This is a genomic window from Devosia alba, assembly GCF_039938915.1.
In the GTDB taxonomy this organism is placed as follows: Bacteria; Pseudomonadota; Alphaproteobacteria; order Rhizobiales; family Devosiaceae; genus Devosia; species Devosia alba.
On sequence record NZ_JBDUUI010000004.1, the window covers coordinates 311,406 to 331,828 of the forward strand.

General features: G+C 63.3%; 16 protein-coding genes. 14 read left to right on the top strand and 2 right to left on the bottom strand.

Going from position 1 to position 20,423, the window contains the following annotated elements; translation table 11 throughout:
* The 3 genes from ABFY71_RS08610 to ABFY71_RS08620 all read left to right on the top strand — a co-directional run bounded on the left by ABFY71_RS08610 (window position 1) and on the right by ABFY71_RS08620 (window position 5,356).
* Window positions 1–2,382, top strand: a complete 2,382-nt coding sequence (locus ABFY71_RS08610; RefSeq protein WP_347945593.1) for a PIG-L family deacetylase — start codon at window positions 1–3, stop codon at window positions 2,380–2,382.
* 3 nt (window positions 2,383–2,385) lie between these two features.
* On the top strand, window positions 2,386–3,552 hold the full coding sequence (gene solA, locus ABFY71_RS08615) for an N-methyl-L-tryptophan oxidase (RefSeq protein WP_347945594.1): 1,167 nt from the start codon (window positions 2,386–2,388) through the stop codon (window positions 3,550–3,552).
* Between the two features lie 112 nt (window positions 3,553–3,664).
* Window positions 3,665–5,356 carry an aminotransferase class V-fold PLP-dependent enzyme gene (locus ABFY71_RS08620; protein WP_347945595.1) on the top strand — a complete coding sequence of 564 codons (1,692 nt, stop codon included), beginning with the start codon at window positions 3,665–3,667 and terminating at the stop codon, window positions 5,354–5,356.
* 6 nt (window positions 5,357–5,362) lie between these two features.
* Here the strand turns inward: ABFY71_RS08620 and ABFY71_RS08625 are convergent, their stop codons facing one another.
* Window positions 5,363–6,259 (bottom strand): helix-turn-helix domain-containing protein, encoded by an 897-nt coding sequence (locus ABFY71_RS08625; protein WP_347945596.1) that lies wholly within the window; start codon window positions 6,257–6,259, stop codon window positions 5,363–5,365.
* A 182-nt stretch (window positions 6,260–6,441) separates the two neighbouring features.
* On the opposite strand from ABFY71_RS08625, the gene ABFY71_RS08630 reads away from it, so the two are divergent.
* From ABFY71_RS08630 to ABFY71_RS08655, 6 genes are all read left to right on the top strand, one after another.
* On the top strand, window positions 6,442–7,677 hold the full coding sequence (locus ABFY71_RS08630) for an amino acid ABC transporter substrate-binding protein (protein ID WP_347945598.1): 1,236 nt from the start codon (window positions 6,442–6,444) through the stop codon (window positions 7,675–7,677).
* 146 nt (window positions 7,678–7,823) lie between these two features.
* Window positions 7,824–8,696, top strand: coding sequence for a branched-chain amino acid ABC transporter permease (locus tag ABFY71_RS08635; protein ID WP_305578184.1), 873 nt, complete (start codon window positions 7,824–7,826; stop codon window positions 8,694–8,696).
* On the top strand, window positions 8,690–9,610 hold the full coding sequence (locus ABFY71_RS08640) for a branched-chain amino acid ABC transporter permease (protein WP_371136131.1): 921 nt from the start codon (window positions 8,690–8,692) through the stop codon (window positions 9,608–9,610). Before ABFY71_RS08635 ends, ABFY71_RS08640 begins: the two co-directional genes overlap by 7 nt.
* Entirely contained in the window at window positions 9,607–10,332 is a 726-nt protein-coding gene (locus ABFY71_RS08645; RefSeq protein ID WP_347945599.1) for an ABC transporter ATP-binding protein, read from the top strand. The genes ABFY71_RS08640 and ABFY71_RS08645 overlap by 4 nt, the downstream gene beginning before the upstream one ends.
* Complete coding sequence (locus ABFY71_RS08650; RefSeq protein ID WP_305578190.1) at window positions 10,325–11,068, top strand: ABC transporter ATP-binding protein; 744 nt, start codon at window positions 10,325–10,327, stop codon at window positions 11,066–11,068. Before ABFY71_RS08645 ends, ABFY71_RS08650 begins: the two co-directional genes overlap by 8 nt.
* The gene (locus ABFY71_RS08655; protein ID WP_347945600.1) at window positions 11,065–12,516 is read left to right on the top strand and encodes an aldehyde dehydrogenase; all 1,452 of its coding nucleotides are present in this window, start codon (window positions 11,065–11,067) and stop codon (window positions 12,514–12,516) included. Before ABFY71_RS08650 ends, ABFY71_RS08655 begins: the two co-directional genes overlap by 4 nt.
* Window positions 12,517–12,642: 126 nt before the next feature.
* On the opposite strand, the gene ABFY71_RS08660 is transcribed toward ABFY71_RS08655, so the two are convergent.
* A complete protein-coding gene (locus ABFY71_RS08660) occupies window positions 12,643–12,951 on the bottom strand; it encodes a hypothetical protein (protein WP_305578194.1) in 309 nt (102 codons plus the stop codon).
* Window positions 12,952–13,200: 249 nt separating this feature from the next.
* Between ABFY71_RS08660 and ABFY71_RS08665 the strand changes: the two genes are divergently transcribed.
* From ABFY71_RS08665 to ABFY71_RS08685, 5 genes are all read left to right on the top strand, one after another.
* Entirely contained in the window at window positions 13,201–14,232 is a 1,032-nt protein-coding gene (locus tag ABFY71_RS08665; RefSeq protein WP_347945601.1) for a helix-turn-helix domain-containing protein, read from the top strand.
* 298 nt (window positions 14,233–14,530) lie between these two features.
* Entirely contained in the window at window positions 14,531–15,214 is a 684-nt protein-coding gene (locus tag ABFY71_RS08670; protein WP_347945602.1) for a carbonic anhydrase, read from the top strand.
* A gap of 336 nt (window positions 15,215–15,550) precedes the next feature.
* Complete coding sequence (ftsH, locus tag ABFY71_RS08675; protein WP_347945603.1) at window positions 15,551–17,413, top strand: ATP-dependent zinc metalloprotease FtsH; 1,863 nt, start codon at window positions 15,551–15,553, stop codon at window positions 17,411–17,413.
* 305 nt (window positions 17,414–17,718) lie between these two features.
* Window positions 17,719–19,164 carry a YfcC family protein gene (locus tag ABFY71_RS08680; protein WP_347945604.1) on the top strand — a complete coding sequence of 482 codons (1,446 nt, stop codon included), beginning with the start codon at window positions 17,719–17,721 and terminating at the stop codon, window positions 19,162–19,164.
* Window positions 19,165–19,189: 25 nt separating this feature from the next.
* On the top strand, window positions 19,190–20,419 hold the full coding sequence (locus ABFY71_RS08685; RefSeq protein ID WP_347945605.1) for an arginine deiminase: 1,230 nt from the start codon (window positions 19,190–19,192) through the stop codon (window positions 20,417–20,419).
* Window positions 20,420–20,423: the final 4 nt, after the last annotated feature.

Genomic DNA, 20,423 nt, shown 5'->3' on the forward strand with positions numbered 1-20,423 from the left:
ATGCTGACCGCCCGCGAGCGTCTTGCCCGCCAGAAATCCCGCCCGGTGCTGGTCGAATTGCACCGCGCGCTGTCGCGGCTGCGTTCGACGCTGACGGTGATGAATACGGGCGCCCACCCCGATGACGAACACTCCGACATGCTGGCGGCGCTGCGCTTTGGCTATGGCATGCGGATCGTCATCGCCTGCTCGACGCGCGGCGAAGGTGGCCAGAACAGCCTGGGGACCGAGCGTGGCGGTGCCCTGGGCGTGTTGCGCAGCCGGGAGATGGAAGAGGCCGCGCGGGTGCTGGATGCTGACGTCGCCTGGTTCGGCCATGGCCCCGAGGACAGCGTGCACGATTTCGGTTTCTCCAAGAACGGCGTCGATACCCTCGCGCGCTGGGGCCGGGACAAGACCATCGAACGGCTCGTCACCGCCTATCGGCAGTACCGACCCGACATTGTCATCCCCACCTTTCTCGACGTGCCCGGCCAGCATGGGCACCACCGCGCCATGACCGAAGCCGCCGAACTTGCCCTGGAACTGGCGGCCGATCCGAGCTTTCACACGCCGGGCCTCGAAGCGTGGGCCGTCGGCAAATACTACCTGCCGGCATGGTCTGGCGGTGGCGACACCTATGATGACGAAGTGCCGCCACCCGCTGCGAGCGTTGCGGTGCGGGCACCGGGCCGCGACATGCCCACCGGCGCCAGTTTCGACGCCATAGGTGAATGGTCGCGGGCCCTGCACGCGACCCAGGGCATGGGCCGCTGGGTCGAACGGGCGACAGCGGAATGGCCCCTGCATCTGCAGCAAGGCCCCAATGCCCCCGAAATGGCGATAAGCGACAATCTGCCGGCAACGCTGGCCGGTTTGGCCGAACAGTTGCCGGCCGAACCGGCTGCAGCGCTAGGCATGGCCCAGCAGCACATCGATGCGGCGCTGGCGGCCTATCCTGACCGCCCGGCGATCAGCGCCGCCCTGGTGCAAGCTGGCGCAGCCATCGAGCAGGCCAAGGCGGCCTGCGCGGCAGAAGCCCTGCGCCTGCATGGGCACCGTCTCGACCGCAAGCTGGTCGAAATCGATGCCGCCTTGCTGCTGGCCGAAGGGATCTCGGCCATTGCCTGGACCGAGCCCAATAGCCTGGCCGCGGGGGGCACTGGCACGCTGACGGTGCAGATCGAGGGCGATACCCGGTCATTGCAGGTGGCCCCCCTGGCCGAAGCCGATATCCGGATAGGGGATGCTAGTGAAGCCGGTCCCAACCTGGTCTTCCCGCTATCCATCGCCCCGGACGCCGCGCTGACCCAACAGTTCCAGCCAGGATTTTCCAGTCTGAGCGGCAATGGTGCGCTGCGCATTGCCATCACCGCAACGGTCGCCGGCCGCGCCGCCACTGCCATGATTGACCTCGAAGAACCGCTCAGGATTGTGCCGGCCCATGCCGTCCAACTGGAACCCGTCGATTTCATCGTCAATCTGGCCACGTCCGGAGCCACAGATCCCTTGGCCATTGCCGTGCGCCCGAATCTTGGCCCGGTGCCGATGGACCTGCAAACTCCGACCGATTGGCGGGCAGTCCGCACGGCCGATGGCCTTGCAGTGACGCTCCCCGCCGATCTGGCGGCGGGCCTTTACCAATTGCCGCTGCAGGTCGAGGGACAGCAGGCGTTCTCGGCCCAGGAGGTTGCCTATCCCCATATCGGGCGGACGCAGTTCATCGCGCCACAAATGGTACGGGTTCTGGCGCTTGATCTGAACACGCCTGCCAATACCCGCATTGGCTATGCCGGTGCTGGAAGCGATCGGGTGGCGCATTGGCTCAAGGTCATCGGGCTCGACGTCACCGTGCTCGATGACGCCGCGCTGGCCGGGGATTTGTCGCGCTACACTTCCATTGTCATCGGCACCTTTGCCTTCGGCCAGCGTCCCGCGCTACGCCAGGCGACAGCCAGGCTGCATGAATGGGTTGAAGCTGGCGGGCACTTGCTGACGCTTTATCATCGTCCTACCGACGGCTGGGACCCGAATACCACCCCGCCCCGGCCGATCAAGATCGGTTCGCCCTCCTTGCGCTGGCGCGTGACCAACCCCGCCGCCGCGATCGAGACGCTGCTGCCCGAGCACGTTCTGCTGCGCGGTCCCAACATTATTGGCGCCGCCGACTGGGCCGGTTGGGACAAGGAACGGGGACTGTACTTCGCGGCAGAATGGGACGGTGCCTATGAGCCCCTGCTGGCCATGAGCGACGCCGGTGAAGCGCCACTGCGGGGCGCCCTGATTTCAGGAAAGATCGGCAAGGGGCGGCATACCCACACCAGCCTGGTGCTGCACCACCAGCTCGACAAGCTGGTGCCCGGCGCCTTTCGCCTGATGGCCAATCTCGTGCAGCCGGCCTGAGCCATGCAGAGTTTCGATGTCGCCGTGATCGGTCTGGGCGCCATGGGCAGCGCCACGCTGTGGCACCTGGCCAAGGCGGGTGCGCGGGTCATTGGCATAGATCGCCATACCCCGCCGCACAGCCATGGTTCGACCCATGGGGAAACCCGCATCACCCGCTGCGCCATTGGCGAAGGCGAGGCGCTGGTCCCCCTCGCCCTGCGCTCGCACCAGCTGTGGCGCGAACTTGAGGCTGAAACCGGCGCCGACCTGTTGCAGCAGACGGGCAGCCTGATCATCGGCAGGCCTGACGACAAGGTGCACCGGCCCGGCCGCACCGGCTTTCTCGACCGCTCCATCGCGGCGGCACGACGCTTCGATATTGCCCATGAGGTGCTGAGCGACGCCGAGATCGGCCACCGCTTCCCCAATTTTCGCCCGCAAGACGGTGAAGTCGGTTATTTCGAGCCGGGCGGCGGCTATCTTCGGGCCGAGGCCTGTGTCGCCGCCAATCTGCAACTGGCGCAGCGCCACGGCGCGACCATCATGGCCGACACCAGGGTGGACACACTTACCGCAGACAGTGGTGGCGTCACCCTGGGCACGACTGCCGGCACCATCCGGGCCGGCAAGGTGGCGGTCACCGCGGGCGCTTGGGCTGGCGCCCTGCTTGGTGCGCCCTTCACGCCGCTGCTGCAACCGACCCGGCAGGTGATGCACTGGTTCGAGGTCGAGCCCGACCACATCGAGACATGGCAGCGCTCGCCCGTGTTCATGTGGCCGCACGGCACGGACCAGGACGGGTTTTTCTACGGGTTTCCGAGCCTTGATGGCGCAACCATGAAAACCGCCGACGAGTTCTATGGCGCCGCCAGTGATCCGGACGCCATTGATCGAGTGGTGCCCGGCGAGGACTCGGCCCGCATGTATCGCAGCCATCTGGCAGGCCGGCTGGTGGGTGTTTCGGCCCGGGCGGCCAAGACGGCTACCTGCATCTACACCGCGACTCCCGATAGCGGGTTTGTCATAGACTGGCATCCGCGCCTAGCCAATGTGCTGGCAGTGTCGCCCTGCTCGGGCCACGGCTTCAAGCACTCGGCGGCGATTGGCGAGGCCGTCAGCGCGACCTTAATGGGGCAGGAAAGTACCCTAGATCTGAGCCCCTTCGCACTGGCTCGGCTACTGGACTAACCAAAACGTCCTTTGCTCAAGATACTACGTTATTAGTATCTGTTGCTAGATTTTGTTCCCAAACGAGCATACAATGCCTCATTATCACCATTTGGTAGCAATGAGAGCGTCCATGTCCGTCGCCTTGCCGGTTCCGCATTCCCAGCTTGAGGATGGATGCAGCCTGCTTGACCGCGTGCGGCGTGACCCGGCCCTGGCCAGGTGTCCGGCTTTTGCAGGGCCCTTCGGGCTGCGCCCCCTGATCTATGCTGACTATACCGCCTCGGGACGGATGCTTGATCTGATCGAAGACGCGGTGCGGCACCGCGTCGGCCCCTCCTATGCCAATACCCACTCCGAAGCCGCCTATGGCGGCCGTCGTACCGGCGCGCTGCGCGAAGCGGCGCGGCAGTCCATCCGCCACAATGTCGGCGCCACTGCAGCGCATGCGGTGATCTTTGCCGGTTCGGGCGCGACCGCCGGCATCAACCGACTGGTGTCGGTGCTGGGCCTGGGCCTGCCTGCCGATCACCACCTGCGCGCCCTGCTGCTCGCGCAAATCGCGCCGCACGATCGCCCGGTGGTGCTGGTCGGGCCCTATGAACACCACTCCAACGAGTTGCCGTGGCGCGAGTCGCTGGCTGAAGTCGTGCGCATCCCGCTGGCGAGCAATGGCCAGCCGTGCCAGGCCGCCATTGCCGCGGCCCTGACCCGGTATCAGGACCGCCCCCTGTTGATCGGCGCCTTTTCGGCGGCCTCCAATGTCACCGGCATCAAGACCGACATTCGGCCGCTGGCCCGGCTGCTGCATCGGCACGACGGCATGTGCGTCGTCGACTACGCGGCAGGCGCGCCCTATCTCGACATCGATATGGGCGAGACCGCCCCCGGCGCGGGCGACCAGCTCGATGCTATTGTGCTGTCGCCCCACAAATTCGTCGGCGGACCCGGGGCTTCGGGCCTGCTGATTGCGGATCGGTCGATGTTCCGAATTACCCGGCCATCGGCGCCCGGTGGCGGCACGGTGAGTTTCGTCACCCCCGACAGCCACGCCTATCTCGACGACGTGCAGGCCCGCGAGGAAGCCGGTACCCCCTCGATCATAGGCGATATCCGCGCCGCTCTGGTGTTGCAGCTCAAGGCCGATATGGGCATGGCGGTGATCGACGCCGCTGAAACGTCAGCCGTCGCGCAAACGCTGGCGTTTTTTGCCGCCCACCCTGCCCTGCACCTGCTCGGATCGAGCAAGGCCGACCGCCTGGCCATTTTCTCGTTCAACATCAGCGCCGGCGGTGACATGCTCCACCATGGCCTGGTGGTGGCCATGCTCAACGACCTGTTCGGCATCCAGGCCCGCGGCGGCTGCTCCTGCGCCGGCCCCTATGGCCATGATCTGCTGGGGATCGACCAACAGGTTTCCGGCCAATACCGCCAATTGGTCAGCGACGGGCTCGAGGTGATGAAGCCCGGCTGGGTCCGCATCGGCTTTCCGCCGGTGATGGGAACAGCTGAAATTCAATATGTGCTCGATGCGCTGGCATTTATCGCCGAGCGGGGGCTTGATCTGATGGCGCTGTATCGGGTTGAACCCGGCAGTGGGCACTGGACGCTGAAGTCAGCGCCGCCCGCACCGGCGCCCTCCATCGAAACGCTGTGCCTGTGGCGCGATGGCCTGGAGACAGACATCCCTCCCCAAGCACCACCGAGCACGGCCGAAATATTTGCCCAGGCAAAGGCCCTGGCCGATGCGGGACGCCGTGCCGAGCATGTCGCCTGCTGTGCCCTGCCCGACCAGGCAGACCCGTTGCGCTGGTTCCATCTGTAGACAACCCTATGGCCAGGCCGCGTAGGATTGCGTGCGGTTGGCATTGAGACTGTGTATCCGTTTGCGGTAGCGCCCCGGGGAAATGCCCTTGAGGCGTGAAAAGAAACGGCTGAAATAGCCGGCGTCGCGAAAGCCCAGCGCATCGGCGATTTCGCGGACCTGCAAGCTTGAGCGTTCGAGCAGGCTCTCGGCATCCTCGAGCAGGCGGCGATGCACCAGTCCGAGCGGCGATTGGCCGGTCGCGCGGCGGATCGCGGTGGTCAAGCGGTCGGTGGAAACCCCCATCACCCTGGCATAATCCGCCACCGGCCAGTGTTCGCGGGCATGCAGTTCGACCAGCTGCACAAAGCCCTGCACCAGCAGGCGCGGCGAGGCCTGGGGTTGCGTGGCGACGCCGCCCAGCCGCCAGAAGCCGATCAGGGTCAGCCAGAGCCGGCCCATCACGGCCTCGCGCATGCCGGGCAATTCGTCCAGCGCTTCGCGACGAATGTCTTCGAGATCGCGGATGGCCCCCCGGGCGGCGCCAGCGTCGAGCCGGATCCCCGGCAATGGCCTTTCGATCGCTTCGCGCAACTGTCCAGCAATCGAGCTGGCGGGCACAACGCGACCGAGCGCGGCATTGGATACGGCCAGCATCATGCCGCGGGCGCCGGCGTCCAGCCGGACACGGCTCACCACGCCGCTGGGCAACCAGATGACGCAGGGCGCCTCGATAGCGGCAACCACAGCGTTCAGCCGCAGCGTGCCCCGACCGGCAGCGAGCACGAAGCCGTTGGCGCCGCGCATTGCCTTGGCGACCGGGAAATCCCACTCAACTGCTGACAACAAGCCAGCGATTTCAACCACTTCAACATCCTGGGTCAGTCCGGGATTGAGAGTGGACGCAGATAGGTGCTGGATCATGGGGCCGTCCGGGCGTGCGATTTGTCCTAAAAAGTACAATTATCTCTCTGTAATGTCCATTTTTTCTGCTGCGGCTCCGGCCTAGGGTAGCTGCGAGAACGGCATTCGGAGGCAAAAAAGACCCATGAGGTCGGCCCCGAGCCTATCTGGAGCGCCCGCGCGGCGGGCAGGAGGAGCAAGCTATGACCAATCTGAGCCGTAGAACCGTGATGCAGGGCCTGGGCGTCGGCGCCATGGCCACCGCCCTGGCCGGCCTGCCGGTATTTGCGCAGGACCGAACCGCGATCCGCATCGGTTATGCCATTTCCAAAACCGGCGCCAACGCGGCCGGCGCCGGTATTACCACCACGCCAAACTATCTGCTGTGGGTCGATGATGTGAACAAGGCCGGCGGCATCAAGCTGAGCAAGCTTGGCGTCACCCTGCCCCTCGAAGTTACCGAATATGACGATCGCTCTGCCGCCGAGGAAACCGTGCGCGCTATCGAGCGTCTTGCCACGCAGGACAATGTTGATCTGATCCTGCCGACCTGGGGCACCGGTGCCAATCTGGCCGCTGGCCCCACCTTTGACCGTTTCGGCCACCCGCAGCTGGCCGCCACTGCCGTCACCGACATGGCCCCTCAGCTGGCCGCGCGCTGGAAGCACAGTTTCTGGATGCTGGGCGGCGGTCATGACTATGCCAATGCGCTGGTGGAATTGCTGGTCAAGCAGCGCGACGCCGGCACCATCAACAACAAGGTCGCTATCGCCTCGGTTGCTGACGGCTTCGGCATTGATCTGTCCAAGGCGGCCACACCGGCCTTTACCGAGGCCGGTTTCGAGCTGGTCTATGACAAGACCTACCCGCTCGGCACCTCCGATTTCGCCCCCATCATCAACGAGGTTTCAGGACTGGGTGCGGACACTTTCGTGGCCTTCTCCTATCCGCCCGATACCTTCGCGCTAACCCAGCAGGCCGTCGTGGCCGATTTCAGCCCGAAGGTATTCTATCTCGGCGTTGGCACTGCCTTCCCGATCTATCCGGGTATTGCCGGGCCCAACCACAATGGCGTCATGGGCGTTGGTGGTATCGATCCGGACAGCGAAGCGGTCGCTGCCTATTTCGAACGCCATATCGCGCTTAACGGTCAGGCGCCTGACAGCTGGGCCAGTGCCATCACCTATGCCAGCCTTGAAATGCTGCAGCAGGCCATTGAACGCGTTGGCGATATCGACCGCGAAGCCATCTCGGCCGAGCTGTCGAGCGGTGAATTCGACACCATTATCGGCAAGGTGAAGCTGGTCGATAACCAGTTGCGCAGCCTGTGGACGGTCGGCCAATGGCAGGACGGCAAGTTTGTTGGTCTGGCGCATACCGAACGCGACGGCAGCCGCGATCCAGTCGTGCCAAAGCCGGACTGGGTTCCAGCCACCTAGTCGACCACGAACGGTCTCCCTCCCCCCGGGGGGAGGGACCAAGGGTGGGGTCGCCACCAGCACCCGTTGCTCATCGCTCATCCCACCCAGCCCTCTCCACCAGGGGAAGGCGTTCCATTGTGCCTGCCCAACCACCGGAGCGACGCATGTTGTCCAGCGCCATTCTGACCGGCCTCGTCCTGGGGGGCACTTATGCCCTCGTCGCCATGGGCCTTACCCTGCAATATGGCGTCGCCCGGATCATGAACCTGGCCTATGGCGACATCGTCATCGCCGCCAGTTTTGCGGCCTTCGTGCTGTTCAGCGCGCTGGGCATCAATCCCCTGTTGGGCATGCTGCTGATCCTGCCGCTGGGCTTTGCACTGAACTGGCTGATTTATGCCATCCTGCTGCAGCCGCTGGCGCGCCGATCGCGTGACCGAGGGCGGCTGGAGGGTGACTCGATCCTGGCGACTTTTGGTCTGCTCTTTGTCATTCAAGGAGTGGCGCTGGTTATCTTCGGCTCCGGTTTCCAGAGCTACAATTTCCTTGCCGTCCCGGTGAATATCCTGGGCACCATCGTCGCGGCCAACCGGCTGCTCGCGCTGGTGCTGGCCGTTGCATTCGCCATTGGGCTTTTCGTACTGCTGACCCGCACGCGCTTTGGCACCGTAATACGCGCCGTCGCCGCCAATCCGGCTTCGGCCCCTCTGGTTGGCGTCAATGTTGACAGTGTTGCCCGTTTCGCCTTTGCGCTGGGTGGCGCACTCGCTGCCGCCGGCGGCGTGGTGATTTCAATGTATCTCACCTTTTCGGCGACCATGGGGGTGGTGTTCACCATGAAGGCGCTGATCGTGGTGATCATGGGCGGCGTCGGCAATCTGATGGGCGCGCTGGCCGCCGGGCTGATCCTGGGGCTCGTTGAAACACTGGTATCCACCTATATCGATCCGGGGCTGACCCTGGCCGCCACCTATCTGATTTTCCTCGCCGTGCTGGTCGTCCGTCCACAGGGTCTGTTCGGGAAGGCCACATCATGAAGCTCGCCGCTGCCCTCATCGCGCTGCTCGCGCTGGCTTTTGTCCCGTCGCTGGTCGGGCCCTACCCGCTTGGCTTGATGATCGGCATTCTGGGCTATGGCATTCTGGCCACCGCCTGGGCGCTATTTTCCGGCCCCACCCGCTACATCTCGCTGGCCACCGTCGCCTTCTTTGGCCTGGGCGCCTATACCGTGGCGGTACTCAGCGAGACGCTGCCCTACCCGCTGGTGCTGCTGGCGGCCGCCGCCATTGGTCTGGTCGTGGCGCTGCTGGTGGGCCTTGCCACCCTGCGCCTCGCCGGCATTTATTTTGTCATCTTCACCTTCGGACTGACCGAGCTGGTGCGCCAGTTGGTGACCTATTATGAGGTCAACGTCACCCGCACGCTGGGCCGCTACGTCTTCCTGCCGTTCGGGCCCGAACACATCTATTGGCAATTGCTGGCGCTGCTCGCCGCAACGCTGGCGATCGCCTTCTGGGTGCGACAGTCAAAAATCGGGCTGGCCTTGCGCGTCATCGGTGACGATCCGGTGGTGGCCAGCCATCTGGGCATCCGCATCACCCGCGCCAAGCTGACGCTCTTCTCCATCAGCGCCGTCATCATGACCCTGGCCGGCGCCATACAGGCGCCACGCTGGACCTATATTGAGCCCTCCATCGTGTTCAATCCGACCACCAGTTTCCTTGTCGTCATCATGGCCCTGCTCGGCGGTCCCAACCGGTTGTTCGGGCCGCTGCTGGGCGCCATCCCGCTATTCCTGCTGTTTGAATGGCTCTCTGCCAATTTCCCCAACCACTATTCGATCATTTTGGGCCTGCTGTTCATCGCCATTGTCTTCGTTCTGCCCAATGGGGTGCTGGCCGCGGTGGATAGCGTACGCGCCCGATTGACCCGCAAGGAGGCCAGCGCATGAGCCTGCTCCGCCTCAACAATGTCACCAAGCGCTTCGGCGGACTGACTGCCGTCAACGGGTTGTCGTTCGACCTGGCCGAAGGAGAAATTGTCGGTCTGCTTGGCCCCAATGGTTCGGGCAAGACCACGGCACTCAACATGATTTCCGGCTATCTGCCTCTGAGCGATGGCAGTATTGGTCTGGTCGACGAGACCATCAGCGGCTTGCCACCTGAGCACATCGCCCATCGCGGCGTCGCCCGCACCTTCCAGCTGGTCCGCGCACTACCCTCGCTCAGCGTGGGGGAGAACGTGCTGGCGGCTCTTGCCTTCCGCAAGGCGCCGCTCTGGGGCGCCGGGGCAAAGGCCGAGATCGACACCCTGCTTGCCGATGTGGGACTGGGCGGGCGCGCGGATCAACCCGCTGATAGCCTGACCTATATTGACCTCAAACGCATGGAACTGGCGCGGGCACTGGCCAGTGATCCCCGCTTGCTGCTGCTTGATGAGTGGCTGGCCGGTCTCAACCCCACCGAACTGCAGGCGGGAATTGAACTAATCAGCGCGCTGCGTCAGCGTGGCATTACCATCCTGCTGGTTGAACATGTGATGGATGCCGTTCGGGCATTGTGCACGCGCTGCATCGTGATGAATACCGGCAGCAAGATTGCCGACGGCCCGACCGCCGAGGTACTGGCCGATGCTGAAGTCATCCGCGCCTATCTGGGAGCCGATCATGCTTGAAGTCAGCGCCATCAGCCTGCATTACGGCAAGCATCTGGCCCTCGACAACGTCGCGCTCAGCGTCGCCGACAAGGAGACCGTGGTGGTCCTGGGGGCCAATGGCGCCGGCAAGTCGAGCCTGCTCAAGGCCATTGCCGGGATGGTCCGCCCCAATCCGGGTGCCAGGGTGAACCTGGATGGGGTCAATCTTGTTGGTCGCCCGGACCATAGTTTCGTCGAACAGGGCATCGCGCTGGTGCCCGAAGGCCGCGGCATCTTTGGTGACCTGACGGTTGCGGAAAATCTCGAACTGGGCGCCTACCCCCGCCATGCGCGGCCTCACGAAGCGCGACAACGCGCGCTGGTCCTTGACCTGTTCCCGCGCCTCGGTGAACGACAGCAGCAGATCGCCCGCACCATGTCGGGCGGCGAGCAGCAGATGCTGGCAATCGGACGTGCGCTGATGAGTTGTCCGCGCCTGCTGATGCTGGACGAACCAAGCCTGGGTCTGGCCCCCATTGTCACGACCGAACTGTTCGCGGCACTTCAGCGCATTGGTCAGACCGACATCGCCCTGCTAGTGGTCGAACAGAACGTCAAGGCGAGCCTGGGCATTGCCGATCGCGGGTATCTGATGGAAGCCGGGCGGATTGTCGGTACCGGCTCGGCTGCAGCACTGCGCAGCGATGCCGCTGTACAGCAGGCTTTTCTGGGCGGCGCCGCGCCCACAGCAATTTCAACAGGAGTGTTCCCATGACCGATCTCAACCTGCTTATCAATAACGAGGAATCCGCAGCCACGGGTGGCAGAACCTTCGAGCGCAACAATCCCATGACCGGTGAACTGGCCACGCGTGCTGCAGCGGCGACGGTCGAAGACGCCTTGCGGGCGGCAGATGCGGCTGCGGCGGCCTTCCCTGAATGGAGCAAGACCACCCCCGGCGCGCGCCGCAAGATCCTGCTCGCCGCCGCCGATTGCCTGCAGGCCCGCACCGACGATTTCATTGCCGCCATGGGCGCGGAAACCGGCTCTACCGCCGGATGGGCTGGCTTCAACGTCATGCTGGCGGCCGACATGCTGCGCGAGGCGGCTTCGCTGACCACCCAGATTACCGGCGAGATCATTCCGTCCAACCGCCCCGGCTCAACGGCCTATGCCGTTCGCCAGGCCGCCGGCGTCGTGCTCTCCATGGCGCCCTGGAACGCTCCGGTGATCCTGGGTGTCCGGTCGCTGGCAACCCCGCTGGCCTGCGGCAATACGGTGGTCTTCAAATCAAGCGAGATCTGCCCGCGCACGCATAAGCTGATTGCCGACGCGCTGCTTGAGGGCGGCCTGCCCCCCGGCGTGCTGAACGTGGTCTCCAATGCACCTGAAGATGCGCCCGAACTGGTTGAGGCGCTGATCGCGCACAAGGCGATCCGTCGCGTCAACTTCACCGGCTCGACCCGCGTCGGCCGCGTCATTGCCGAACTCTCGGCGCGCAATCTCAAGCCTGCTCTGCTCGAACTGGGCGGCAAGGCACCCTTCGTCGTGCTCGACGATGCCGACCTCGAACAGGCCGTGGCGGCGGCAGCTTTCGGCGCCTATATGAACCAGGGCCAGATTTGCATGTCGACCGAGCGGATCGTGGTGGATGACAAGATTGCCGACAAGTTCGTTGAAGCGCTCGCCGCCAAGGCATCCTCGCTCAAGGCTGGCGATCCGCGCACCGGCGATACCCCACTCGGCTGTCTGGTCGATGTCTCGGCCGCCGAGCGCATCGATGCACTTGTCAAGGATGCCGTGGCCAAAGGCGCTCGCATTGTTGCTGGCGGTCAGGTCGACGGCGCTATCATGCAGGCCACTGTCGTCGATGGTGTTACGCCCGGCATGAAACTCTACCGCGACGAATCCTTCGGTCCGGTCGTCGCCGTGGTCCGCGTCGGCAGCGTCGATGAGGCGGTGCGTGTCGCCAATGACACCGATTATGGTCTGTCGGCAGCCGTCTTCGGCCGCGACGTCAGCCGGGCCATGGCCGTTGCCTCACGCATCGAATCCGGCATCTGCCACGTCAATGGCCCCACTGTGCACGACGAGGCGCAAATGCCGTTCGGCGGCGTCAAGGCGTCCGGCTATGGTCGGTTCGGTGGCAAGGCAGGGATTGCAGAGTTCACCGAGCTGCGCTGGATCACCGTTCAGGACGGCGCGATCCACTATCCCATCTAGCCAAGGGACGCCCAGTCTGGGGCCCTTGGCCCCAGGCACGCACAGCAACGCGGGTTCGCTGCCAATCTGCAGCGGGCCCGTTTTTTCGTGGTGGCGAAAGCCGGCAGCATGTTGCAGCTGCAGCACTCACTCCTGGTCGTTGTGCCGTCCCTTGGTCTCGCCGACCATCCTGGCCAGTTCGGCAAAGGCAGGCACACCCCGGTCACCGGCCGTGTTGTTTGCTATTCGCAGCAGACGGACCGGGAACACCACCGCGTCCCGGTTCGCCGGCGACATGTCCTCGGTCAGGCGATTATCGCCCAGCGCGGTCTGCTCCGTTATGGTTAGCGCGCGATCAATCTCTGCAGTGGTGAGTACTCCCTTGGCGACCAGTGCCTGGTTGATGGCGGCGACGGCCATGAGCAGGCCCTCAAGTTGCAGATTGGCGGTGTTCATGCGGACCTCCCGTTTCGACAAAGCGCTGCAGCTCCAAAGAAGCACTGCCGGGCCATGCTAACCCAAATCAGCAATCCGGTGAGGGGCAATTTTGGTCGGTCTTGCCGGCCTGTCCGGACTTTTTTTGCCAGATGTCGGGTGGTTATGGTTCGCTCGCGCCCGCCGCAATGCACCTGCGTTCCAATTATAGTCGCATCCGAGCTCCGCTTCTGGCAAAATGCGGCTGCAACGACGCGGGGGGAGACGGCGATGCTGGGCACGCCACAAGAGGCCGTGACGTCCAGAGGCAGCATTGCTCTGCCGGCGCAGAACGCCGCCAGCAATGGCGCTGGCTTGCGCTCAACCACCATCGAGTACGCCGCCGCGCAAGCCGCCATGCAGCCCTGGGTGACCATGGAATGCTATCAGCTCAGCCGCGGCAAGCAGGTGTCGCAGATGGATACTCTAGACCTGGGAGGCCTGCAGGTGGTGCGGGAGCGTCAGTTCGCCGCCATCCAGAAACTGGGCGCCACCCCGGCAGATTTTTGCACCATCTCCTATTGCACACTGGACCCCGCATTCCGGTTGTCCGACCAAGCCATCAACAATGCCGACAGCGTGTTCTTCCTTCCGGAGCAAACCGAGTTCGACATTTACGTACCAGCCGGCACGCAAACCACTTATGTCGGCTTTTCGCAGGCGGAGTTCATCGCGGCGGCCCGGGCGCTCAATCCGAGGATTTGGGGCCAACCGTCGCAACAGGTCGCGCAGTTTCAGTCCACCCGGCTGGCCGAACTGAAATCGGCGCTTTCGCTAAGGTTTGGTGCTGCGGATGCTGCGACGATGAGGGGTGAGGTGCTGGACCCAGGCGTCATGCGCGCCATTGTTCTGCAGACCACGCTGCGCATCGCGACTGCCACCCCGGACGATGCTGCAACCCGCCTGCCGCTCGCCGCCCGGTCACGCGCCTTGCGAATTTGTCGACTGGCGCGCAGCTATGTCGAGGAGCGACTGGCCGATCATGCGGTGCCCACCATCGTTGATATCTGCGTCTCACTCGCCGTCTCGGAGCGGACGCTACTTTATGCCTTCCATGAATATGTCGGCATGTCCCCGCAAACCTATCTGCGCGTCGTTCGGCTGAATCGCGTCCGCGCGACATTGCTCGTCGGAAATCCGCAAAACACCACGGTGACCCAGGCCGCCATGCAGTTTGGTTTTCTGCATCTCGGTCGCTTCGCCGGCGACTACAAGCAGGTGTTTGAAGAGACCCCGACGACGACGCTGGCGCGGTGCGTCTGACGCCTGAGAGAGCCGACCACAGTTTTGCGGATATCGGATAGCGGCGTCACCCGTTCAGATTTAGCGTGACCACGAAGAATTCTGCGCAACGGGCGATACCAGTGCAGCAAACCATTGCTTGCCGCCAGACCAACAGCGGCGACCGAGGCTACTGTGCTGTCGATTGGAGAGAACCATGCCAGGCTTGGTCTCAGCATTGCTTTGAAGCTGGCGCAGGTGCGCCCGGCGTCTTGATGAACTCCGAATATTATAAAGGCGAGGAAGATAAACTATGTGCCAGGATTGCAATACCGGGACTATGAGCCGCCGCGGACTGATCGCCGGGGGCTTGGCACTGTCGCTGACCGTCCCGCTGGTGACGCAGGCCGTTGCGCAAGAGGCAGCTGCCGCGGCGCCAGTCTCGCCAGAAGAGGCGCTGCAGCGTCTGATCGAGGGCAATGCGCGCTATGTCGCCAATGCCGCGATCAATACCGACTATTCAGTGGCGCGTGCCAGTCGGTCCGAAGGGCAGCGGCCCTTTGCAGCCATTGTCAGCTGTTCGGATTCCCGCGTAGCGCCGGAACTGATTTTCGATCAGGGCCCGGGCGAGCTGTTCGTGGTGCGCGTCGCGGGTAATTTCATCAGCGAAGAAGGCTTGGCGACGCTCGAATACGGCGTGGCCGTGCTGGGCATCAAGTCCATCGTGGTTCTGGGGCACACCGCCTGTGGCGCTGTTGATGCCACGATCAAGTCGATTGCCGACAATGAGCTGCCACCGGGCCATCTGCCCAGCCTGGTCAACGCCATCCGCCCGGCGGTCTATGACGTGTTGGACAGCGCGCCAGCCGATCTGCTGGCTGCCGCTACCGCTCAGAATGCCAAACTCAACGCCGAACGGGCGCTGCGCGAAGGGCCAATTCTGTCGGAGGCCCATGCCGCCGGCACGCTCGGTGCTGTGGCCGGCATTTACGAGATCGCCACGGGCAAGGTGGCGTTTCTCTAGCCTGCCCGCGGAACAGGCCGTGGCGCAGCGGCGTCGGCGCAACTCGATCTTGGTTCAGAGGACCATCATCGTGTAGCGGAATGTGGGCTCAACGCCGTGTATTGGAAGTTGGCGGGGCTAATCCTCGCCAACTTCATCCTTCACTCTTCACCCCGCCACGCGCTCAGCGCGCTGTCTGGCAGTCGCTATTGTGCGTCTGCCTCGGATTTGGCACGACAGAAGACAAATCCCCCCGCACGGCATAGGATGATTTTCAGCGCATAATTGCTACCTCGTCGATCGGCAGCAACAGATTTCTTGCCAAGTTCTGGCCTGAATGGACAAGATGAGGCTCGCATGAAAAACAATACACAATTTCATGTTGGATACTGGATCGCCGCGGCCTTCGGTCTATTTTTGTTTCAATACTTTATAACCGTGCCGCAACAGGTCGTTGAACTGCCCTATAGCGAGTTTGAGACCTATCTCAACGATGGCAAGATTGCCGAGGTCACGGTATCCAACGACTATCTGCAGGGCACCTTCAAACAGCCATTGTCGACGGGCCAGTCGCGTTTCGTCACGACGCGGGTAGACCCGGACTTCGCCAGACAGCTGCAAGCAAGCGGCGTGGAGTTCACGGGTCGGATCGAAAGCAATATTATCGGCACTTTGCTGTCGTGGATCATACCGGTCGGGCTGTTCTTTGCGGTTTGGTATTTCCTGATGAAACGCATGGGTTCAGGCGCAGGTGGGCTGATGCAAATCGGCAAAAGCCGCGCCAAGGTCTATGTTGAGACCGACATCAAGGTCACTTTCGACGATGTCGCGGGGGTCGACGAAGCCGTGGACGAACTACGCGAGATCGTCGAATTCCTGAGCAACCCCGTGGAATATGGCAGGTTGGGGGGAAAGATGCCCAAAGGCGTGCTGCTGGTCGGCCCCCCCGGCACCGGGAAGACCCTGATCGCAAGGGCGGTGGCCGGCGAAGCCAAGGTACCGTTCTTTTCCATCTCCGGTTCGGAATTTGTCGAGATGTTCGTGGGTGTGGGGGCCGCGCGCGTTCGCGATCTGTTTGAGCAGGCGCGCGCCAAGGCCCCGGCCATCATTTTCATTGATGAACTCGATGCGCTCGGTCGCGCGCGCAGTGCGGGCCCAATGATGGGCGGTCACGACGAAAAGGAGCAGACGCTGAACCAGCTGCTTGTTGAGTTGGACGGCTTTGACACGTCAAGCGGCGTTGTGCTGCTGGCAGCGACCAACCGCCCCGAAATTCTTGATCCAGCGCTCCTGCGGGCCGGCCGCTTTGATCGACAGGTATTGGTCGACCGTCCCGACAAGGGCGGTCGCATCGAGATCCTTGGCATCTACATGAAGAAGGTAAAGCTCGCCGCCGATGTCAACGCCGAAAACGTGGCGGCGCTGACGCCCGGATTTACCGGCGCGGACCTCGCCAACCTCGTCAATGAAGCAACCTTGTTGGCGACCCGGCGCAAAGGTGATGCGGTCACCATGGACGACTTCAACAACGCCGTAGAGCGCATTGTCGCGGGCCTCGAAAAACGCAATCGCCTGCTCAATCCGAAAGAGCGCGAGATCGTAGCCTACCATGAAATGGGACATGCGCTGGTTGCCATGGCCCTGCCTGGTTCCGATGTCGTGCACAAGGTGTCGATCATCCCCCGCGGGGTGGGGGCGCTTGGCTACACCATTCAGCGCCCAACCGACGACCGGTTTTTGATGACGCGAGAGGAACTGGAAGACAAGATGGCGGTACTGCTTGGTGGGCGCGCCGCCGAGAAGATTGTCTTTGGCCACCTGTCGACAGGCGCGGCCGACGATCTGTCCAAGGTGACAGATATCGCCCGCGCCATGGTCACGCGCTATGGCATGTCAACGAAATTGGGCCACGTGGCGTTGGAAAAAGAGCGGCGCACCTATCTGGGCACCGATCTGGGCACCGATTTGACGACCTATACGCGCGATCGAGACTATGGTGACCAAACCGCCAACGAGATCGATGACGAGGTGCGCGAGATTGTCGAACAGGCGTTGCAGCGCACCTTGTCGCTCCTTGAGAATCGGCGGGAATCCCTCGAACGCGCCGCACGCGAGCTGCTGGCAAAGGAGTCGCTGGACGAGGCCGATCTGCGATCGATCGTAGAACACCCAGCGTCGTCCAAGCCCGACAAGACGCCGGAACAGCCCCGCGTTTCATAGATATCCTCAGAGTTCGAACTTGTGCTGCCGTTCGAACCCGACGGGCGTCCGGAAGCCCAACGGCGTCGTGCCCTCGATCAAGACGCTTCGGCAAAATTAGTATGGCAACATCACGGCCGGTAGAAGAATCGGCACAGTATTTTCCCGTCCTGCCACGCGGGATTGCCCACATTTTTCTGGCCGCCGGGCGGCTGTCGCGCGTTGACCCAAGTCAAAGACTTGCCTGTTCGCCGCCGCTACGCTGGAGATCCATGATGAAGATTGTGCGCCCAGGGGCGCTGCCATCAAGAAAAAGGTAGCAAGACATGACCTCTTCTTCCGATCCACAACCCGATGATGCCACGGTCCTGCAGTCGCGATTTCCCACGGCCTATACGATCCTGTTCGGTCTGATCGTGCTGGTTGCAGCGCTGACCTGGATCATCCCCGCCGGACAGTATGAACGGGTGGTGGACGAGACGGTGGGTCGGACGGTCGCGGTGGCCGGCACCTATGCCGAGGTGGCGTCCAATCCGCAAGGCTTTGTCGATGTCATGCTCGCCCCGATTGCCGGTTTCTACGACCCCGATAGCTACACCGCGAACGCCATCGACGTGGCCTTGTTCGTGCTGTTCCTCGGCGGTTTCCTCGGTGTCGTGAACGCCACGGGGGCCATCGACACGGGCGTCCGCGCGGCGATGGTGAAGATGCGGGGCCGCGAGATCTGGATGATCCCGATTCTCATGGCGCTGTTTGCCCTTGGTGGCACAACCTATGGCATGGCCGAGGAAACGCTGGCGTTCTATGCGATCCTGATCCCGGTGATGATCGCTGCGGGATATGACGCCGTAACCGGTATCGCCGTGATCCTGATCGGCGCCGGCATCGGCGTTCTGGGGTCCACCATCAATCCGTTCGCCACCGTCATCGGATCGAATGCCGCGAGCATCCCGTTCACTGACGGCATCGTGTTGCGCCTCGTGCTGCTGATCGGCGGCCTGATAATATGTGCTGCCTATGTCATGCGTTATGCCCGCCGCGTAAAGGCGGATCCCTCTCGTTCCGTTGTCTCGCATCAGGCTGCCGCGCACCGGCGCCTGTTTCTGGCAGAGGCGGGCGAGGAGGTGGACGATACGCTGAGCACGACGCAGAGCATTGTTCTGGTTGTCTTCGCCCTTACCTTTGCGGTGATGATCTGGGGCGTCTCCTCGCAGGAGTGGTGGATGGCGCAAATGGGCGCCTTGTTCCTTGGCGCCGCGATCGTTACCGGCCTCGTCGCGCGGCTGGGCGAAAAACGGCTGACCGGCAGCTTCGTTGACGGCGCCCGCGATCTTTTGGGCGTGGCTCTCGTAATCGGGCTGGCGCGCGGCATCGTGGTGATCATGGAGAACGGCCTGATTGCCGACACGATCCTGCATGCGGCTGAAGGCTCGCTCGGGGGTCTGGGCGAGTTGGCGTTCATCAATGTGATGTTCTGGATCGAGGTGGGGATGAGCTTTTTCGTGCCGTCCTCTTCCGGTCTCGCCGTGCTGTCGATGCCGATCCTGGCGCCTCTCGCCGACTTTGCTGGCGTGGGTCGCGACCTCGTGGTCACGGCGTATCAGTCGGCCAATGGCCTGGTTAACCTCATCAACCCGACCTTTGCCGTGGTCATCGGGGGGCTCGCGATCGGACGGGTGTCCTATGACCGCTGGCTCGTCTTCATCTGGCCGCTGCTCCTGGTCCTGACTGTGTTCATCTCGGCGGCACTCAGTGTAGCTGCCATCCTCTAACTTCTTGCCTGGAAGGAAGCATCCGATGCCCGATACCAAACTTGGCGTGCATTCCGAATCCGGCAAATTGCGGCAGGTCATAGTCTGCCGCCCCGGGCTCGCTCACCGCCGCCTGACGCCGGATAACTGCAGTGAATTGCTGTTCGATGACGTCTTCTGGGTGAAGCAGGCGCAAAAGGACCACGACGCCTTCGCGGCATCCATGCGCGCCGAGGGGGTCGAGGTTCTCGACACCAACACCCTTTTGGCCGAAACGCTGGACATAGCCGAGGCCCGCAAATGGGTGCTCGATTACCGCATCGCCCCCAACCAGGTCGGCGTCGGCATGCAGCGCGCCCTGCGCGACTGGATGGACGAGCTGCCGGGCGAGGAATTGTCGAAGTGGCTCATCGGTGGGCTGACTGTCGCCGACGTACCGTTCGATGCGACCAGCATGTTCGGCAGCTATCTGGGCCGTCACGGCTTCATCCTGCCGCCCCTGCCGAATTTTCTTTTCACCCGCGACAACTCTGCCTGGGTCTATGGCGGGGTTACACTGAACCCGATGTATTGGCAGGCGCGGCGTCCCGAGACGCTGCTCACGGCCGCGATCTATCAATATCACCCCAAATTCAAGGGCAAGGTCGAGGTGATCTGGGGCGATCCGCAACAGAATTACGGCCTCGCAACGCTGGAGGGTGGCGACCAGATGCCAGTGGGCAACGGCATCGTTCTGGTCGGCATGGGCGAGCGGACATCGCCACAGGCGGTGGGCCTATTGGCGCAGGCGCTGTTCGATCAGGGCCGGGCTGAACATGTCGTGGCCTGCCAGATGCCCAAACAGCGCGCGGCGATGCACCTCGATACCGTGTTCACCTTCTGCGGCGACGATGTCGTCACAGCCTTCAAGGAGGTGGCGGACGAAATGACCTGCTATCACCTGCGCCCGGGCGAGGGGAACAAACCGCTCGATATGCGTCATGATGACAGGCCGATGCTCGACGTCGTTGCCGACGTCATGGGGTTCAGCAAAATGAAGGTGGTGCCAACGGGTGGCAAGGACCCGTTCGAGCAGTCGCGAGAGCAGTGGAACGACGGCAACAACGTGCTGGCATTGAGACCTGGCCTCGTCATGGGCTACGACCGCAATGACGACACCAATGCGGCCCTGCGGGCGGAAGGTATCGAGGTAATCGAGATGCCCGGCGCCGAACTGGGACGCGGGCGCGGCGGCAGCCGTTGCATGTCCTGCCCTACCATCCGCGACGCCCTCTGAGGAA

Bases quoted from the DNA above. Each gene is read 5' to 3' on its own strand.
- ABFY71_RS08610 (WP_347945593.1), top strand. From the start codon at position 1: ATGCTGACCGCCCGCGAGCGTCTTGCCCGCCAGAAATCCCGCCCGGTG.
- solA (WP_347945594.1), top strand. From the start codon at position 2,386: ATGCAGAGTTTCGATGTCGCCGTGATCGGTCTGGGCGCCATGGGCAGC.
- ABFY71_RS08620 (WP_347945595.1), top strand. From the start codon at position 3,665: ATGTCCGTCGCCTTGCCGGTTCCGCATTCCCAGCTTGAGGATGGATGC.
- ABFY71_RS08625 (WP_347945596.1), bottom strand. From the start codon at position 6,259: ATGATCCAGCACCTATCTGCGTCCACTCTCAATCCCGGACTGACCCAG.
- ABFY71_RS08630 (WP_347945598.1), top strand. From the start codon at position 6,442: ATGACCAATCTGAGCCGTAGAACCGTGATGCAGGGCCTGGGCGTCGGC.
- ABFY71_RS08635 (WP_305578184.1), top strand. From the start codon at position 7,824: ATGTTGTCCAGCGCCATTCTGACCGGCCTCGTCCTGGGGGGCACTTAT.
- ABFY71_RS08645 (WP_347945599.1), top strand. From the start codon at position 9,607: ATGAGCCTGCTCCGCCTCAACAATGTCACCAAGCGCTTCGGCGGACTG.
- ABFY71_RS08650 (WP_305578190.1), top strand. From the start codon at position 10,325: ATGCTTGAAGTCAGCGCCATCAGCCTGCATTACGGCAAGCATCTGGCC.
- ABFY71_RS08655 (WP_347945600.1), top strand. From the start codon at position 11,065: ATGACCGATCTCAACCTGCTTATCAATAACGAGGAATCCGCAGCCACG.
- ABFY71_RS08660 (WP_305578194.1), bottom strand. From the start codon at position 12,951: ATGAACACCGCCAATCTGCAACTTGAGGGCCTGCTCATGGCCGTCGCC.
- ABFY71_RS08665 (WP_347945601.1), top strand. From the start codon at position 13,201: ATGCTGGGCACGCCACAAGAGGCCGTGACGTCCAGAGGCAGCATTGCT.
- ABFY71_RS08670 (WP_347945602.1), top strand. From the start codon at position 14,531: ATGAGCCGCCGCGGACTGATCGCCGGGGGCTTGGCACTGTCGCTGACC.
- ftsH (WP_347945603.1), top strand. From the start codon at position 15,551: ATGAAAAACAATACACAATTTCATGTTGGATACTGGATCGCCGCGGCC.
- ABFY71_RS08680 (WP_347945604.1), top strand. From the start codon at position 17,719: ATGACCTCTTCTTCCGATCCACAACCCGATGATGCCACGGTCCTGCAG.
- ABFY71_RS08685 (WP_347945605.1), top strand. From the start codon at position 19,190: ATGCCCGATACCAAACTTGGCGTGCATTCCGAATCCGGCAAATTGCGG.